We start from the raw sequence: 15,432 nt of genomic DNA on the forward strand, positions 1-15,432 counted from the left end.
TGGGGTCCTCAGGCTTTGAGGTACTCCGCCTTGCCACCCAGCCAGCGCGCCACATGCTTGTGGGCCAGGTGGGGGTAGCGGTCCAGCAGCATGGGGGCCTCGGCACGCGCCCATTCCAGCAATGCGGTGTCGGTGGCCAGATCGGCAAAGCGCAGCATGGCCTCGCCGCTCTGGCGGGCCCCCAGAAACTCTCCCGGCCCGCGGATCTCCAGGTCGCGCCGTGCGATTTCAAAACCATCGTTGGTCTCGGCCATGGCGCGCAGGCGCTCGCGTGCAGCCTCCCCCAGGCGCGGCGCATCGCCCGTGGAGTACAGCAGCACACAGGCCGAGGCCGCCGCACCGCGGCCCACCCGGCCGCGCAGCTGGTGCAGCTGGGAGAGGCCAAAGCGCTCGGCGTGTTCAATCACCATGAGCGAGGCGTTCGGCACGTCCACGCCCACCTCGATCACCGTGGTGCTGACCAGTACCGACATCAGCCCCGCGGTGAAGGCACCCATCACGGCCTTTTTGTCATCCACGTGCATGCGCGAGTGCAGCAGGCCGATGAGCACCGGCTGGCCGTCGGCACTCGTGGCACCCTGCAGCGCCTCGGCCAGGTCGGCATGGGTTTGTGTGGCATTGGTCAGGTCCAGCGCCTCGCTCTCTTCGATCAGCGGGCACACCCAGTAGACCTGCCGCCCTTGGGCAATCTGACCGCGGATGCGTTCAATCACCTCGTCACGCCGGTGGTCGCTCACCACCTTGGTGACGATGGGCGTGCGCCCGGGCGGCAGCTCGTCCAACGTGGACACGTCCAGGTCGGCGTAGTAGCTCATGGCCAGCGTGCGCGGGATGGGCGTGGCCGTCATCATCAGCATGTGCGGCTCCATCGCGTCGTGCTGCAGCTTGTTGCGCAGCGCCAGCCGTTGGGCCACGCCGAAGCGGTGTTGCTCGTCAATGATGGCCAGCGCCAGGTTCTTGAACTTCACCTTGTCCTGGATGATGGCGTGCGTGCCCACCACCAACTGGGCCTCGCCACTCTCGATCAGCGCCAACATGGCGCGGCGCTCCTTGGTCTTCTGGGTGCCGGTGAGCCAGGCGGTGGTGATGCCCAGCGGCTCCAGCCAGCCCAGCAGCTTGCGAAAGTGTTGCTCGGCCAATATCTCGGTGGGCGCCATCAGTGCGCACTGCCAGCCCGCGTCGATGCAGGTGGTGGCGGCCAGCGCGGCCACCACGGTCTTGCCGGCGCCCACATCGCCCTGCAGCAGGCGGTGCATGGGAATGTGGCGCCCCATGTCGTGCGCGATCTCCTCGCCCACGCGCTGCTGGGCGTTCGTCAGGCCAAACGGCAGGGTGGCCAGCAGGCGCGCATGCAGCGTGCCGCCCAGCACCGCCTGCAGCATGGGTGCGCGCAGGGCGGCGCGCTCGCGCCGGCTTTGCAACTGGCTCAGCTGCTGGGCCAGCAGTTCTTCGGCTTTCAGGCGCTGCCAGGCCGGGTGGCTGTGGTCCGAGAGCGTGTCCAGCGACACATCGGGCGTGGGGTGGTGCAAAAAGTGTAGCGCCTGGCGCAGTGTCCATAAGGGCTGGTGGCCGATTCCATGGTGCAACACATCCAGATCGCCGGGCGCAAAGGTGTCCGACAAATCAGACCGCGCCAGCCCTGAGAGGACCGCCTTGCGCAGATAAGGCTGGGGCAGGCCGGCCACCGTGGGGTAGATGGGGGTGAGCGCGGTGGGCAGGCTGCCTCCCGCCGCACGGAACGTGGGGTGCAGCATGGTGCGGCCCAGAAAGCCGCCCTTGACCTCGCCGCGCACGCGGATGCGGTTGCCCACCGCCAGCGCCTTTTGCTGAGAGCCATAGAAGCTGAAGAAGCGCAGCGTGCAGGTGTCCGAGCCATCGTCCACCGTCACGATGAGCTGCCTGCGCGGGCGAAACGTCACCTCCTGGTGCGTCACCACCGCCTCGATCTGCGCCTGCTGGCCCTCGCGCACCTCGGTCAGCTTGACGATGCGGGTCTCGTCCTCGTAGCGCAGCGGCAGGTGCAGGGCCAGGTCGATATCCCGCTTCAGGCCCAGTTTCTCCAGCGCCTTTTGCGCGGGAGATTTGGTGGCCACCGCCCCGCTGGCCGCAGCTTCCCCGGCGCTGTCGTCGGGGCGGGGGGCGGGTTTCTTGGGCATGGGACAATTCTGCCCTGTCTTTTTCCCTTGGAACGGGCCCGTCCGGCCCTCAAGCACCATGCAAGCTTTCTTTCCCGGCACCGAACGTGCCTTCGCCCTGAGCGACTTTGATTTCGAACTCCCCGAAACCCTGATTGCCCAGCACCCCGCGGCCGAACGCTCGGGCTCGCGCCTGCTGGATGGCATGGGCGCCACCTCGGTGGACCGCATCTTCCGCGAACTGCCCAACCTTTTGAAGGCCGGTGACCTGCTGGTGTTTAACGACACTAAGGTCATCAACGCCCGCCTGTTTGGCGAGAAGTCCACGGGCGGCAAGGTGGAGCTGCTGATCGAGCGCGTGCTGGGCGGCAACCAGGTGGCAGCCCACATGCGCGTGAGCAAAAAGCCCGAGGTGGGCGCCACCATCAAGATGACCTGCGCCCCTGGCCATGAAGACGGTCTCTGCGCCACGCTGCTGGGTCGCTGGCCCAACGTGGATGGCCCCATCTACCGCTTTGTGCTGAGCAATGACAAAGGCGACGACCCCTACACGCTGATGGAACGCCACGGCCATGTGCCGCTGCCCCCCTACATCACGCACAGCGACTCGCCCGAAGACGTGCAGCGCTACCAGACCGTGTTTGCCAAGAACCCCGGCGCCGTGGCGGCCCCCACCGCTGCGCTGCACTTTGACGAGGCGCTGTTTGCGCAGCTGGATGCCATGGGCGTGCAGCGCGCGCACGTGACGCTGCACGTGGGCGCAGGCACCTTCCAGCCCGTGAAGACCGAGAACCTGGCCGAGCACCACATGCACAGCGAGTGGTACAACGTGCCCGCCGAGACCCAGGCCGCCATTGCCGCCTGCAAGGCGCGCGGTGGCCGTGTGGTGGCTGTGGGTACGACCACCGTGCGCACACTGGAGAGCTGGGCCAAAACCGGGCTGGCGAGTGGCGACACCACCATCTTCATCACCCCGGGCTTTGCGTTCCAGCTCATCGACGTGCTGGTAACCAACTTCCACCTGCCCAAGAGCAGCCTGATGATGCTGGTGAGCGCCTTTGCGGGCTACGACCACATCATGGGCCTGTACCGCGACGCGATTGCCCGCGAGTACCGCTTTTTCAGCTATGGCGACGCCATGCTGTTGCAGCGCGCGGCTTGACGCGCCCCAACCCCATACCAGACCATACGATCATGCTGAAATTTGAACTCCTGAACAACGACCCCGCCACCGCCGACGGCGCCTACCTGGGCAGCCACGCGCGCCGCGGCCGCCTGACGCTGAACCACGGCGTGGTGGAAACCCCCATCTTCATGCCCGTGGGCACCTACGGCACGGTCAAGGGCGTCACGCCCCAGAGCCTGACCGACATGAACGCCCAGATCATCCTGGGCAACACGTTCCATTTGTGGATGCGTCCAGGCTTGGACGTCGTTGAAAAGTTTGGCGGCCTGCACCAGTTTGAAAAATGGGACAAACCCATCCTCACCGACAGCGGCGGCTTCCAGGTCTGGAGCCTGGGCGAGATGCGCAAGATTTCGGAAGAAGGCGTGAAGTTCGCGTCGCCCGTGAACGGCGACAAGCTGTTCCTGACGCCAGAAATCAGCATGCAGATCCAGACCACGCTGAACTCCGACATCGTGATGCAGTTTGACGAGTGCACACCCTACCTGTCGGTCGAGCCCAAGACCAAGGGCCAGATCACCACCGAGCGGGAAGCGCGAAGCTCCATGGAGCTGAGCCTGCGCTGGGCCAAGCGCTGCCAGGATGAATTTGCGCGCCTGAACAACCCCAACGCGCTGTTCGGCATCGTGCAGGGCGGCATGTTCGAGCACCTGCGCGACGAATCGCTGGCGGGCCTGGAGGCGCTGGACTTCCCCGGCATCGCCGTGGGTGGCCTGTCGGTGGGTGAGCCCAAGGAAGACATGATGCGTGTCTTGAAGCACATCGGCCCCAAGCTGCCCAAGCACAAGCCGCACTACCTGATGGGCGTGGGCACGCCGGAAGACCTGATTGCCGGTGTACAAAACGGCATCGACATGTTTGACTGCGTAATGCCCACGCGCAATGCGCGCAACGGCACGCTGTTCAGCCGCTACGGCGACCTGAAGATCCGCAATGCACGCCACAAGAGCGACGCGCAGCCGCTGGATGTGACCTGCACCTGCTACGCCTGCGCGGGCACCGGCGGCGTTGCTTGGGCCGATGGTGGGCGCGAAGGCTTCAGCCGCGCCTACCTGCACCACCTGGACCGCTGCGGCGAGATGCTGGGCCCCATGCTGGCCAGCGTGCACAACCTGCACTACTACCTGAACCTGATGCAGGAAATCCGCGATGCGCTGGATGCAGGCCGTTTTGGTACGTTCATCCAGCAGTTCCACACCGACCGCGCACGCGGCGTGTAAGCCGAAAAAGCAACCCAGTCGCTCCTGAATCAGGAGCGACTGGCGCATATTCCACGCGGGCTAGCGGCCTATTTTGCTTAAAAAGTTTCCCAATCCTCGTCGCCCCCGGCAGGGGTGATTTTGGTGCTGGTTTTGGGTGCCACGGCGGGCGCTTGCGAAGGGGGTGCTTTGGGCGCGCCCAAGGTCGACTTGACAGGCGCACTGTGATTCAGAACTTTGGGCGCTGGTGCCTTCAATGCAGCACGCGCTGCGGGCTGGGAGGGGGGCGAGCGCAAACTGCTCTGATTGGCGGAAATCTGGAAGACCGCAACACCATCTACCAAATCCCGTGCTTGGGTTTTCAGACTGGCCGCTGCAGCGGCCATTTCTTCCACCAAAGCCGCATTCTGCTGGGTCGCATGGTCCATCTGCGTCACAGCCTCACCGATCTGAGAAACACCGGCACTTTGCTCGGAGCTGGCCGCACTGATCTCGCCCACGATGTCGGTAACCCGGCGGATGCTCTGAACCACCTCTGTCATCGTAACGCCCGCCTTGTCCACCAGCATGGTGCCTTGCTCCACCCGCTCGACGCTGGTGCTAATAAGCAGCTTGATTTCCTTGGCGGCTTCTGCACTGCGACCGGCCAAGCTTCGGACTTCACTGGCCACGACGGCAAACCCTCGCCCCTGCTCGCCCGCGCGGGCAGCTTCCACCGCCGCATTGAGGGCCAGAATGTTGGTCTGGAAGGCAATTCCGTCGATCACACTGATGATGTCCGCAATTTTGCGGCTGGACTCGTTGATGCCCTTCATGGTCTGCACCACCTGCCCCACCACCTCGCCGCCTTGCGTAGCAACCGTGGAGGCATTCATGGCCAGCTGGTTGGCTTGTCGGGCGTTATCGGCGTTCTGCTTGACCGTTGCGCTCAGTTGCTCCATTGAGGCTGCGGTTTGCTCCAGTGCACTGGCCTGGTTTTCCGTGCGTGCGCTGAGGTCCTGATTGCCCTGGGCAATTTGTGTGCTTGCCGCGGCAACGCCTTCCGACCCTTGCCGCACCCCACTGACCACTCGCACCAAGGCGTCTTGCATCGCCCTCAACGCACTGAGGAGCGGGCTGACTTCATCGTTGGCGGAATCCACCACGTGGGTCATGAGATTGCCGTCTCGCACATGTTCGGCGACCACCTGAGCCTGTGCAATGCGGCGACGCAACAGGCCCGCAACGTACAAGGAGAAGCCCAGTAGCCCGACGGCGAGCAATACGACTGCCCCAACGAGCAAATTTCGGGTCACGTGGACATTGCTCTCGATCAGCTCAATCTCCGTGACCAGCTTCCCGCCTTGGCGTTTTTTCTCGGCATCCAGCGCGGACAGGTACTCGTTGCGGGCGGGAATGGTTTTGTCCACCAGGAACGCGAAGGCCTCGTCCACCTTGCCCTCCTGGATGGGCTTCATGTTCTCCACACCCACGGCCCAGAACTTCGCATTCAGTTCATTGGCTTTGGCAATGAACTCGCGGTCCGCCGGCGTCCAAGCACTTTTTTCATAGCCTTTGAGGGCTTCTTCTATGTGTTTTCGCTTCTCGCCTATGTCCGCAAACGCCGTTGCGATTCCCTCCGGGGTTTTGATCAACATGGCATGGCGCAGTTGCAGGGATACACGGGTCACGTCCAACTGAACATCCGCCATGCGCATCAATTGCGGCGCGCGGTTGTCACTGGCCCGTATGGCCAAAACCGCTACCTCATTCAGGGAGACCCACGCCGAAATGGCGACTCCGACCAAAGCGAGGACCAATACCCCGCAGACCAGATAAAGACGCTTTGCGATGCTTAGCTTCATGATCGACTCCTATGTTTTTGTTCTGACTCGTAAATCCATTTAGCGCCACGACTACGCCTGGGTGTGAGACATCGTATCGATGTGGTCGACAAAGGGGAAGCTAAATTGAGGAAACTTTCCACAAAGAATGAGAAAAAAAGTGTTCGTCCGAATAACACCTACAGCCTGAAGATCGCCACCACCTGCACCAGGTCCTGCGCTTGAGACTTCAGACTGCTGGCCGCGGCGGCCATCTCCTCCACCAACGCAGCGTTCTGCTGCGTGGCTTGGTCCATTTGCGTGACGGCTTCACCCACCTGGGAGACTCCGGCACTCTGCTCGTTGCTGGCCGCGGCAATCTCTCCCATGATGTCGGTCACGCGCTTGATGCTGCTCACCACCTCCGTCATGGTGGCTCCGGCCTTGTCCACCAACGTGGTGCCTTGCTCCACACGCTCCACACTGGTACTGATGAGGCTCTTGATCTCCTTGGCCGCCTCGGCACTGCGGCCAGCCAGGGAACGGACCTCGGACGCCACCACGGCAAACCCCCGGCCTTGTTCTCCCGCACGGGCGGCTTCCACTGCGGCGTTCAGCGCCAGGATGTTGGTCTGAAAAGCGATGCCATCGATCACGCTGATGATGTCGCTGATCTTGCGCGATGCGTCGTTGATACCTTTCATGGTTTCCACCACTTGGCCGACCACTTCACCGCCCTGCACCGCAACCGAGCTGGCACTTTGGGCCAGTTGGTTGGCCTGGCGGGCGTTGTCGGCGTTTTGTTTCACCGCAGAGTTGAGTTGCTCCATGGAGGCTGCGGTTTCTTCCAGCGCGCTGGCCTGTTGCTCGGTGCGAGCGCTCAGGTCGTGGTTGCCTTGTGCAATTTCAGAACTGGCCGTGGATACCGACTCGGAGCCGCTGCGCACGCTACGCACGACCTGCACCAGGCTGCCCTGCATCTCTTGCAGGGCGCGCAATAGTTGGCCCATCTCATCGCGCGTGGTCGCCGCCACCGAAGTCGACAAATCGCCCTGCGCCACCCTGGCGGCCAAGCCCAGCGCGGAATCCAGAGGCCCGGTGATGGAACGGGTAATCAGGGTAGCCGCCAAGCCGGCTATCACCAAAGCCACCACCACGGCCACCACCATGGTGGTCTTTGCCATGACGTAGGCATCCGCAGCGGTCTTGGCCGCTTCGTCAGAACCTGTGTGGTTCAACAACACAATTTTGTCCAGCGCGTCACCGGCTTTGTCAAAGAGTACCTTGGAGTCCCCCTCCAGCATCTTTCTGGCGTAGTCGTTGTCGTTGCGGCGTGATGTGTCCACCATCTCGTCATGGACCTTCATATATTGGGTCCAACTGGCTTCAAAAGCCTCATAGAGCTTGCGCTCCTCATCGCCGCTGATCAGGCTTGCGTAAATCTGGCGCTCCTGGTCCATTTTGGCTTTGGTCGCCGCCATGTCCTTCTCTACCGCCGCCTTGGCGGCATCCTCAGTGTTCAGAATGTGCTGCATTTCAAACACCCTGAAATCGGACTTGGCCGTGTTGATCTTGTTGGCCGCTTCGACACTGGGCAACCAGTTTGTCGCAATGTCGTTGGCACTGCCGTTCATGGAAGCCATGCGCCCCATGGCCAGAACCACCACAACCACCAGCACGGCCATCAACAGTGCAAACCCCGCATACAGGCGCGCAGCGATCTTCAGTTTTCCCATACAGCCACCTTCTCAGTTAACTTGCCTGGCTCGCTGTCTAAGCGGCCGTCGTGAACACCGTCAGCACCCCGGTATAGCCAAACACATGGCGGTGGCCGATCTCACCACCCGCAAAAAAACCAACCAGCGGCACATCGCCCAGCGCGCGGCGCACGATGTGCATCTCGGCACTGGGCCCGCCAAAGTGCGGGCCACCGCGGCCCGAGCAGCTCACATACAGCGCGCCAGCGATGCGCCGCGCCGGGTGCGGTGCGGCCTCCGCCTCGCTCTGCTGCAGCGCAGTGGCCACTTCCAGGGTTTGCTCCTGGGGCTCTAGTTCTTCGCGCACCTCGGCGCAAATGCGCATCAGGTCGGCCTTGGCAGCCTGCATATGGCGCTGGCAGAACGCCAACTGTGCGCCCTCCTGCACCTGGTCGGCCACGGCGATGCCACGGCGCCCAGGGTCCAGACCGATGATGTGGCGCACGGTCACGTCGCTGCCAAAGTTACCGGTCTGGCGCACCATGGCGGCATCGTGGGCGACGCCCTCCCGCGGCTGCACCAGCCCTACCAGCGTGGCGCGCACCACCTCCAGCGCTTCCTGTGGCCGCTCCAGCGACACGCCCAGGTCGCGCAGCATCACATCCAGCGCGGGTTCACCATCCAGCGCCACCACCACGTTGTGGGCCGCCTCGGTGACCACGTGGGTAGGCGACACGGGCTTGCAGCCCTGGGTCACGCGCGAGACCAGGTCTACCCCCTCGCCAAACGCCACACCGCTCAGCCCCCCGGTGAACACGCCGCTGGCAGCACCATGGCCGCTCAGGTTGCCATCGGCCGCCACCGCAAACTGCACGCTCTGGGTGCGGCTGCTGGAGAGGCCGCCAAACAGGTAGCCACTGTCGGTGCGCCGCGCCATCTCGTCGATCAGCTCAGCCAGGTCTGGCGTGTCGCCATCGGCATGCACCAACGCGGTATGGGCCTCAAAACCCAGCCCCAACGGTGCAATACCCGAGAACACGCGGTACTGGTGGCTGGGCAGCTCTAGCAGCATCACGGCCAGGGCCGGCTCGTCAAAGTACTCCACGTTGTTCGACGCAATGCCAATGCCCACGGTGCCTGACCAGTCGGTGACCAGAGGCAGCTCGCCACTCAGGTGCTCCAGGATGTCCTGGGCATGGGGTGCGTAGTGGTCGGTGATATAGAGCAGCGCCAGGCACGGCGCCGTGGCGTAGCCGGGCAGCGTCATCTGTGCGCGCAACTGTGCCAGCACCAGGGCAGCGGCCATGGGCCACTGTGGGTGCGTTGCATGGGCGTACGGAAACAGGGACATGCGCCTGCGCCTGGACGACGAGCTGGACGCCTAGCGACCGGTGGTCTTACGGGCGGTGGTTTTGCGGGCTGCGGGCCGCTTGCTCACGGCCTTTTTGCCCGCGGCAGTGGCGGACTTCAATGCTTCCTTGGCCAGGCCGGTGGCCATGTTCTTGGTCATGTCCACCGCGGTCTTGGTGGTGGCCTCTTTCATGGCGCTGGCGGCAATGTTCTGGAACTGCTGGGTCAGCGAACCCCACAGCTGCAGCGGATCCACCAGCCCCGTCGCGCTACCCGCCTTGGCGGGCTTGGGAGTGCCGGTCACATCGGAAAAGGTTTTGGCGGTAGAGGCGGCTTTTTCGGTCACACGCTGCACGCTGCTGGCCACCGAATCGGCCGCCTTGAGCTTGAGGGCGTTGGCCACGTCACCGATATTGAAGTTCATACCCTTGAGCGTGGCCAGGGTCATCTTCTGCACTTCCAGCGCCTGGATGGTGGCGCCCAGGGCGCGGGAGTTTTGCTCCAGCCAGAAGTGCACGTTCTTGAGCTCTTCGATGCGTTTGTCCAGCTCTTCCACATTCAGCGTGGGGGCCACCCAGTTGGCCAGGTTGGGCATCTGCGGGATGTTGGTGGCGGCACCTTTGGCCAGGTTTTGCAAGAAGTCAAAGCCCGGGACAAATTTGCCAAAGCCGGAGGTGTCTGCATCGCTCATGGTTGCTCCAATGGGCCTGTAAAGCAGGCCACTGCGCACAGCTTACACCCAATGTACGGGCCGTGGCCACCGCCACGGCCCGTACCCGCTCAGGGTTTGCCCGGCATGGGCGCGCTGGTGGCCACAGGCACCAGCAGCTCCTTTTTACTCTCCACGCCCTTGGCGTCCTTGAACACCAGCGTCAGCGGTATGGTGGTGTCCTTGCGCAGCGGCAGCTTCAGGTCCATCAGCATCACGTGGTAGCCGCTGGGGCTCAGCGCCACAGCCTTGCCAGCCGGCAGCTCCAGCCCGCCCTGGACGGCGCGCATCGTCATCACGTCGCCCTCCATCTTCATCTCATGCACTTCAGCCACACCCGCTACCGGGGTGGCGACGGCCACCAGCCGCGTGCCCTCTTTGGCGGTGAGCTGCATAAAGGCGCCGCTGGCCTTCTGGCCCTGCACGGTGGCGCGGGCCCAGGCGCCGCTGACGTCCACGGTCTGCGCCAACAATGGGGCGGATACGGTGGCAGCCAGCAGGGTGGCGATCACAAATTTCAAGGATTTCATGGGGGACTCCGTGGGGTTGAAGGGGCTGAATCAGTGGGCGTGGCCACCGGCGGCCTGCACGTCCAGCACTTCCAGCGCAGCGGCGGGGGATTTCAAGCTGTGGGCGTCCTGGCCCGCGGCGGGAATCTCGACCCACTCGGTGCGGCCGACCTCACACACCTGCACCACCTTGAACCACAGCGTGCCGGGCTTGCGCGGCGTGGTGCCGCGCAGCACAAACTCGTCGTACAGCGCGCTGGGCAAGGCGTTCTCTGCGCCCTTGGCGGTCCAGGTGATTTCCTGCACACCCTCGGTGTAGCGCGTGCCGTGCATCTCATAGGGCTGGGCCAGCGGGCCGACCTTGGTGGACACGGCCCAACCGGCTTTCACCATAGGTTGCGCGCCGTTAAAACCGGCGGGGATGGTGACCTGAATGGTGGTGGTGGCCGAACCGGCGCAGCCGTGGCCCACCTGCAGCACTGCGCGGTAGGTGGCGCCGGCCGCAGCGGCCGGATCTTGCAAGGTTACGTGCCCAAAAGAGGCGCTAGCCCCCGCCAACGCTGCGCAAGCAGCTACGAATTGAATAGCAAATTTTGAAGCCATACGGAATACCAATAGTGCGCAACCCACAGCAGGGGCCACGCGGACGAAGCACCGCCCCAACAGACGGTGCTTCGAAAAACAAAAAAAGGGGAGGGGAAAGTTCAGACCAGCGCAGGCGGGCCGCGCGCGGCGGACGCCGCCACGATGGCACCTACGGGGCGCTGTGCCAGCGCGCTGCGCTGCACATGGGCCAGGGCAGCGGGCGCCTGCACCACCACAGGCGCCGCGGGTGGCGCACCGGCCACCATGCACAGCACGCAGTCCAGCGTATGGCCCATGGGCTGGGGCGCATCGCCATCGGTGCCCGCCTTGAGCTGCACCCCCCCCGCGGCAGAGCACACCAGGGTGAGTGCCTGCGGGTTGACCACTGGCGAGGCCACCGCCACCCCCAGCGACAAGGCAAACCACACCAGCATCCAACGGACGATGGTGCGGGCTTCTCGCAGGGTTTGCAGGGACGGCATGGGTGCGATTATCGCCCACCACGCTGCGCGACACTGCTATTCTTCGCCGCACACCATGATGAATTACACCTTCGCCTCGGCGACCATTTTGCTGATCCTGATCACCGACCCGGTCGGCAACATTCCCATTTTTGCCAATGCGCTCAAACACGTGGCGCCCGAACGGCGGCCCAAGGTCATCCTGCGCGAGATCCTGATTGCGTTTGCGCTGCTGCTGACCTTCATGTTTGTGGGCGAGAGCTTTCTGCGCGTGATGAACTTGAGCGAGCTGTCACTGCAGATCGGTGGCGGTGTGATCCTGTTTTTGATCGCACTGCGCATGGTGTTTCCGCCGGCAGCCACGGCCGAGGGCGAACTCACGACGGAGCCGCTCATCGTCCCCTTGGCGGTACCCGCCATCGCCGGCCCGTCCGCCCTCGCGACCGTCTTGCTGTTGGTATCCCAGCAGCCCGACCGGCGCATGGAGTGGATTGGCGCACTGTGCGTGACCATGCTGGTCAGCGCCGTAGTGCTGGTGTCGGCCGAGCGCATTCAGCGCTGGATTGGCACGCGGCTGGTCGTGGCCGTAGAACGGCTGATGGGCTTGGTGCTGGTGTCGGTGGCCATTGAGATGATGCTGCGCGGTATCAAGACCTTTGTGCAACAGGTGGCCGCCGCCACCTGATCACGCCGCGAGGCCCAGCCCCTGCGCGTGGTGGCGCAGGTGGTTTTCCATAAAAGTACTGATGAAGTAATAGCCGTGGTCGTAGCCCGCGTGGCGGCGCAGCATGAGCGGCTGGCCGGCCTTAGCACATGCAGCCTCGAACAGATGGGGGTGTAGTTGCACTTCCAGAAACTTGTCGGCCAAGCCCTGGTCCACCAGGATGCCCTGTGCCAACAGCGGCGCACTGCGCTGTCCCATCAAGGCTGAAGCATCGTGCGCGGCCCACGCCGTGCGGTCCTCGCCCAGATAACCTGCAAACGCTTTGTGCCCCCAAGGACATTGCGTAGGCGCACAGATGGGCGCAAAGGCCGACAGACTCTTGAACCGCGTTGGATGGCGCAGGGCCAAGGTCAGCGCCCCATGGCCACCCATCGAGTGGCCGAACAGTCCCAGCTGGTTCACGTCAATCGGTAAGTGCTCGCCCACCAGTGGCAGAAATTCCTTCAACAGGTAACTTTCCATGCGGTAGTGCTGCGCCCAGGGCGCCTGCGTGGCGTCCAGGTAGAAACCGGCGCCCACGCCAAAGTCCCAGGACTCGGCCTCGCCCGGCACACCCGCGCCGCGCGGGCTGGTGTCGGGTGCAATCAGCGCCAAGCCCAGCTCAGCTGCCACGCGCTGCGCACCGGCCTTGGCCATGAAGGTTTCTTCATTGCAGGTCAGTCCCGCGAGGTACATGACCGCCGGCACCGCGTGCTGCTGCGCCTGCGGCGGCAGAAACACCGAGAAGCGCATGGGCAGGCCGATGACGCTGGAGGCGTGCTGGTAGTAACGCTGCACGCCTCCAAAGCAGGCGTGTTCGCTAAGCAGTTCCAAACCGGGCACGGTGGCCATCAGTAAATCACCACGCCGCGGATCGACTCGCCGCGCTTCATCAAATCAAAGCCCTTGTTGATGTCTTCCAACGGCATGGTGTGGGTGATCAGGCTGTCGATGTTGATCTTGCCTTCCATGTACCAGTCCACAATCTTGGGCACATCGGTGCGGCCGCGTGCGCCGCCAAAGGCCGAGCCTTCCCACTTGCGGCCGGTGACCAGCTGGAAGGGGCGCGTGCTGATTTCCGCACCGGCCTCGGCCACGCCGATGATGATGCTGCGGCCCCAGCCCTTGTGCGTGCACTCCAGCGCCTGGCGCATGACCTTGGTGTTGCCGATGCACTCAAAGCTGTAATCCGCGCCGCCATCGGTGAGCTGAACAATCGCGTCCACGATGTTGCCGCCTGCGGCTTCGATGTCTTTGGGATTCAAAAAGTGCGTCATGCCGAACTGGCGGGCCATGGCTTCACGGGCAGGGTTCAGGTCCACGCCGATGATCTTGTCCGCACCCACCATCTTCAGGCCCTGGATCACGTTCAGACCAATGCCGCCCAGGCCGAACACCACGGCGTTGGCACCCGCCTCCACCTTGGCGGTGAAGATCACCGCGCCAATGCCGGTGGTGACGCCGCAGCCGATGTAGCAGACCTTGTCAAAGGGTGCGTCCTCGCGGATTTTTGCCAGCGAGATTTCAGGCGCCACCGTGTAGTTGCTGAAGGTGGACGTGCCCATGTAGTGGAAGATGGGATCGCCATTCAAGCTGAAGCGCGAGGTGGCATCGGGCATGAGGCCCTTGCCCTGCGTGCCACGGATCAGCTGGCACAGGTTGGTCTTGCGACTCAGGCAGAACTTGCAGGTGCGGCATTCGGGCGTGTAGAGCGGGATGACGTGGTCGCCCTTCTTGAGCGTGGTCACACCGGGGCCCACGTCCACCACAATGCCTGCGCCCTCGTGGCCCAGGATGGCGGGGAAGATGCCTTCGGGGTCGGCACCGCTGAGCGTGTAGTAGTCGGTATGGCAGATGCCGGTGGCTTTGATCTCCACCAGCACTTCACCAAACTTGGGGCCTTGCAGGTCCACGGTTTCGATGGTCAGGGGTTGGCCTGCTTTCCAGGCAACGGCGGCGCGTGTTTTCATTCGGGTGTCTCGGTAGGGGTTTCGGTCGGTGGTTCGGGGGTGTCAGATGTATCGGCAATGGCCGCAGTGACAGCGGGAGCCACTGCGGGTGCGCGGCCCTTGAATTCGGGTGGCACCACTTCCTGCAGGATGGCGCCAAACACGCTTTGCCCGTCACGGCCTTTCACCTCGATGCGGATGGTGTCGCCGTACTGCATGTACTCGGTGCTCGGCTGGCCGTCCTGGAGGGTCTCCATCGCGCGCTTTTCCGCAATGCAGCTGTAGCCGTTGGGCCAGTCAGTGCGGTTCTTGCGCGCTACGCCCTTGTTGCTGATGGTGCCCGAGCCGATGATGGAGCCGGCGCGCACGCGGCGCGTCTTGGCCAGGTGAGCCACCAACTGGCCGAAATGGAAGGTCATGTCATTGCCCGCCTCGCACAGGCCGACCTTGCGGCCATTCCAGGTGCACTGCACGGGCAGGTGCACGCGGCCGCGGGCCCAGGCATCGCCCAGTTCATCGGGTGTGATGGCCACCGGGCCAAACGCCGTGGCAGGCTTGCTCTGCACAAAGCCAAAGCCCTTGGCCAGTTCGTCGGGAATCAGGTTGCGCAGCGTCACATCGTTCACCAGCACCAAGAGGCGCACCGCGTCGATGGCGCGGTCTGCCGGGCAACCCATGGGCACATCACCGGTGATGGCGGCCAGCTCGGCCTCGAAGTCCACGCCCCAGGCGGGGTTGGCGCAGACGATGTCGGCCTGCGGGCCGGCCAGGTCGTCACTACCACCCTGGTACATCAACGGGTCGGTGTAGAAGCTCTCGGGCACTTCGGCACCGCGGGCCTGGCGCACCAGCTCCACATGGTTCAGGTAGGCCGAGCCATCCGCCCACTGGTAAGCGCGCGGCAGCGGCGCCATGCACAACGCCGGGTCAAACGGAAAGGCATGGCGCGCGCGGCCGTGGTTCAGGCTCACGTACAGGTCTTGCAGTTGGGGAGACAAAAAGTTCCAGTCGTCCAGCACCTGCTGCAGGCGGTTGGCAATGTGGGTGGCGTAGTGCGCCTGGGTCAGATCCCGGGAGACGACCACCAGCTGCCCGTCGCGGGAGCCGTCTTGGTAGGTAGCGAGTTTCATGGCGGCATTTTCGCCGG

At 63.9% G+C, this 15,432-nt stretch carries 14 protein-coding genes; 3 read left to right on the forward strand and 11 right to left on the reverse strand.

Annotated features, from left to right (window positions below; all coding sequences use genetic code 11):
* Positions 1-8 precede the first annotated feature (8 nt).
* Positions 9-2,156 (reverse strand): ATP-dependent DNA helicase RecG, encoded by a 2,148-nt coding sequence (gene recG / locus J2X15_RS10090; protein WP_310342218.1) that lies wholly within the window; start codon positions 2,154-2,156, stop codon positions 9-11.
* Positions 2,157-2,214: 58 nt separating this feature from the next.
* Here recG and queA point away from each other — a divergent pair, with 58 nt between their 5' ends.
* Both queA and tgt read left to right on the forward strand, forming a co-directional pair.
* Positions 2,215-3,297, forward strand: a complete 1,083-nt coding sequence (queA, locus tag J2X15_RS10095) for a tRNA preQ1(34) S-adenosylmethionine ribosyltransferase-isomerase QueA (RefSeq protein WP_310342221.1) — start codon at positions 2,215-2,217, stop codon at positions 3,295-3,297.
* A 32-nt stretch (positions 3,298-3,329) separates the two neighbouring features.
* On the forward strand, positions 3,330-4,541 hold the full coding sequence (tgt, locus tag J2X15_RS10100; RefSeq protein ID WP_310342223.1) for a tRNA guanosine(34) transglycosylase Tgt: 1,212 nt from the start codon (positions 3,330-3,332) through the stop codon (positions 4,539-4,541).
* A 77-nt stretch (positions 4,542-4,618) separates the two neighbouring features.
* Here the strand turns inward: tgt and J2X15_RS10105 are convergent, their stop codons facing one another.
* From J2X15_RS10105 to J2X15_RS10135, 7 genes are all read right to left on the reverse strand, one after another.
* Positions 4,619-6,364 (reverse strand): methyl-accepting chemotaxis protein, encoded by a 1,746-nt coding sequence (locus tag J2X15_RS10105; protein ID WP_310342224.1) that lies wholly within the window; start codon positions 6,362-6,364, stop codon positions 4,619-4,621.
* A gap of 158 nt (positions 6,365-6,522) precedes the next feature.
* Positions 6,523-8,058: a methyl-accepting chemotaxis protein gene (locus J2X15_RS10110; RefSeq protein WP_310342227.1), complete on the reverse strand. Its 1,536-nt coding sequence runs from the start codon at positions 8,056-8,058 to the stop codon at positions 6,523-6,525.
* A gap of 37 nt (positions 8,059-8,095) precedes the next feature.
* Complete coding sequence (locus tag J2X15_RS10115; RefSeq protein WP_310342229.1) at positions 8,096-9,370, reverse strand: FIST signal transduction protein; 1,275 nt, start codon at positions 9,368-9,370, stop codon at positions 8,096-8,098.
* A 30-nt stretch (positions 9,371-9,400) separates the two neighbouring features.
* Entirely contained in the window at positions 9,401-10,060 is a 660-nt protein-coding gene (locus tag J2X15_RS10120) for a PhaM family polyhydroxyalkanoate granule multifunctional regulatory protein (protein ID WP_310342230.1), read from the reverse strand.
* An 89-nt stretch (positions 10,061-10,149) separates the two neighbouring features.
* Positions 10,150-10,608 (reverse strand): copper chaperone PCu(A)C, encoded by a 459-nt coding sequence (locus J2X15_RS10125; RefSeq protein WP_310342231.1) that lies wholly within the window; start codon positions 10,606-10,608, stop codon positions 10,150-10,152.
* Between the two features lie 30 nt (positions 10,609-10,638).
* The gene (locus J2X15_RS10130; RefSeq protein WP_310342232.1) at positions 10,639-11,109 is read right to left on the reverse strand and encodes a YcnI family copper-binding membrane protein; all 471 of its coding nucleotides are present in this window, start codon (positions 11,107-11,109) and stop codon (positions 10,639-10,641) included.
* A 182-nt stretch (positions 11,110-11,291) separates the two neighbouring features.
* Positions 11,292-11,654, reverse strand: a complete 363-nt coding sequence (locus J2X15_RS10135) for a DUF2946 family protein (RefSeq protein ID WP_310342233.1) — start codon at positions 11,652-11,654, stop codon at positions 11,292-11,294.
* A gap of 58 nt (positions 11,655-11,712) precedes the next feature.
* Here J2X15_RS10135 and J2X15_RS10140 point away from each other — a divergent pair, with 58 nt between their 5' ends.
* The gene (locus J2X15_RS10140; RefSeq protein WP_310343031.1) at positions 11,713-12,318 is read left to right on the forward strand and encodes a MarC family protein; all 606 of its coding nucleotides are present in this window, start codon (positions 11,713-11,715) and stop codon (positions 12,316-12,318) included.
* Here the strand turns inward: J2X15_RS10140 and fghA are convergent, their stop codons facing one another.
* Genes fghA through J2X15_RS10155 form a run of 3 tightly spaced genes read right to left on the reverse strand, consistent with a single transcriptional unit; the run spans position 12,319 to position 15,415 of the window.
* Complete coding sequence (gene fghA / locus J2X15_RS10145) at positions 12,319-13,188, reverse strand: S-formylglutathione hydrolase (protein WP_310342235.1); 870 nt, start codon at positions 13,186-13,188, stop codon at positions 12,319-12,321. It lies immediately after the preceding gene.
* A complete protein-coding gene (locus J2X15_RS10150; RefSeq protein ID WP_310342238.1) occupies positions 13,188-14,306 on the reverse strand; it encodes an S-(hydroxymethyl)glutathione dehydrogenase/class III alcohol dehydrogenase in 1,119 nt (372 codons plus the stop codon). Before J2X15_RS10150 ends, fghA begins: the two co-directional genes overlap by 1 nt.
* Entirely contained in the window at positions 14,303-15,415 is a 1,113-nt protein-coding gene (locus J2X15_RS10155; protein ID WP_310342240.1) for a fumarylacetoacetate hydrolase family protein, read from the reverse strand. Before J2X15_RS10155 ends, J2X15_RS10150 begins: the two co-directional genes overlap by 4 nt.
* Positions 15,416-15,432 lie beyond the last annotated feature (17 nt).

It is taken from the genome of Rhodoferax saidenbachensis, assembly GCF_031457975.1.
GTDB classification, from domain to species: Bacteria; Pseudomonadota; Gammaproteobacteria; order Burkholderiales; family Burkholderiaceae_C; genus Allorhodoferax; species Allorhodoferax saidenbachensis_A.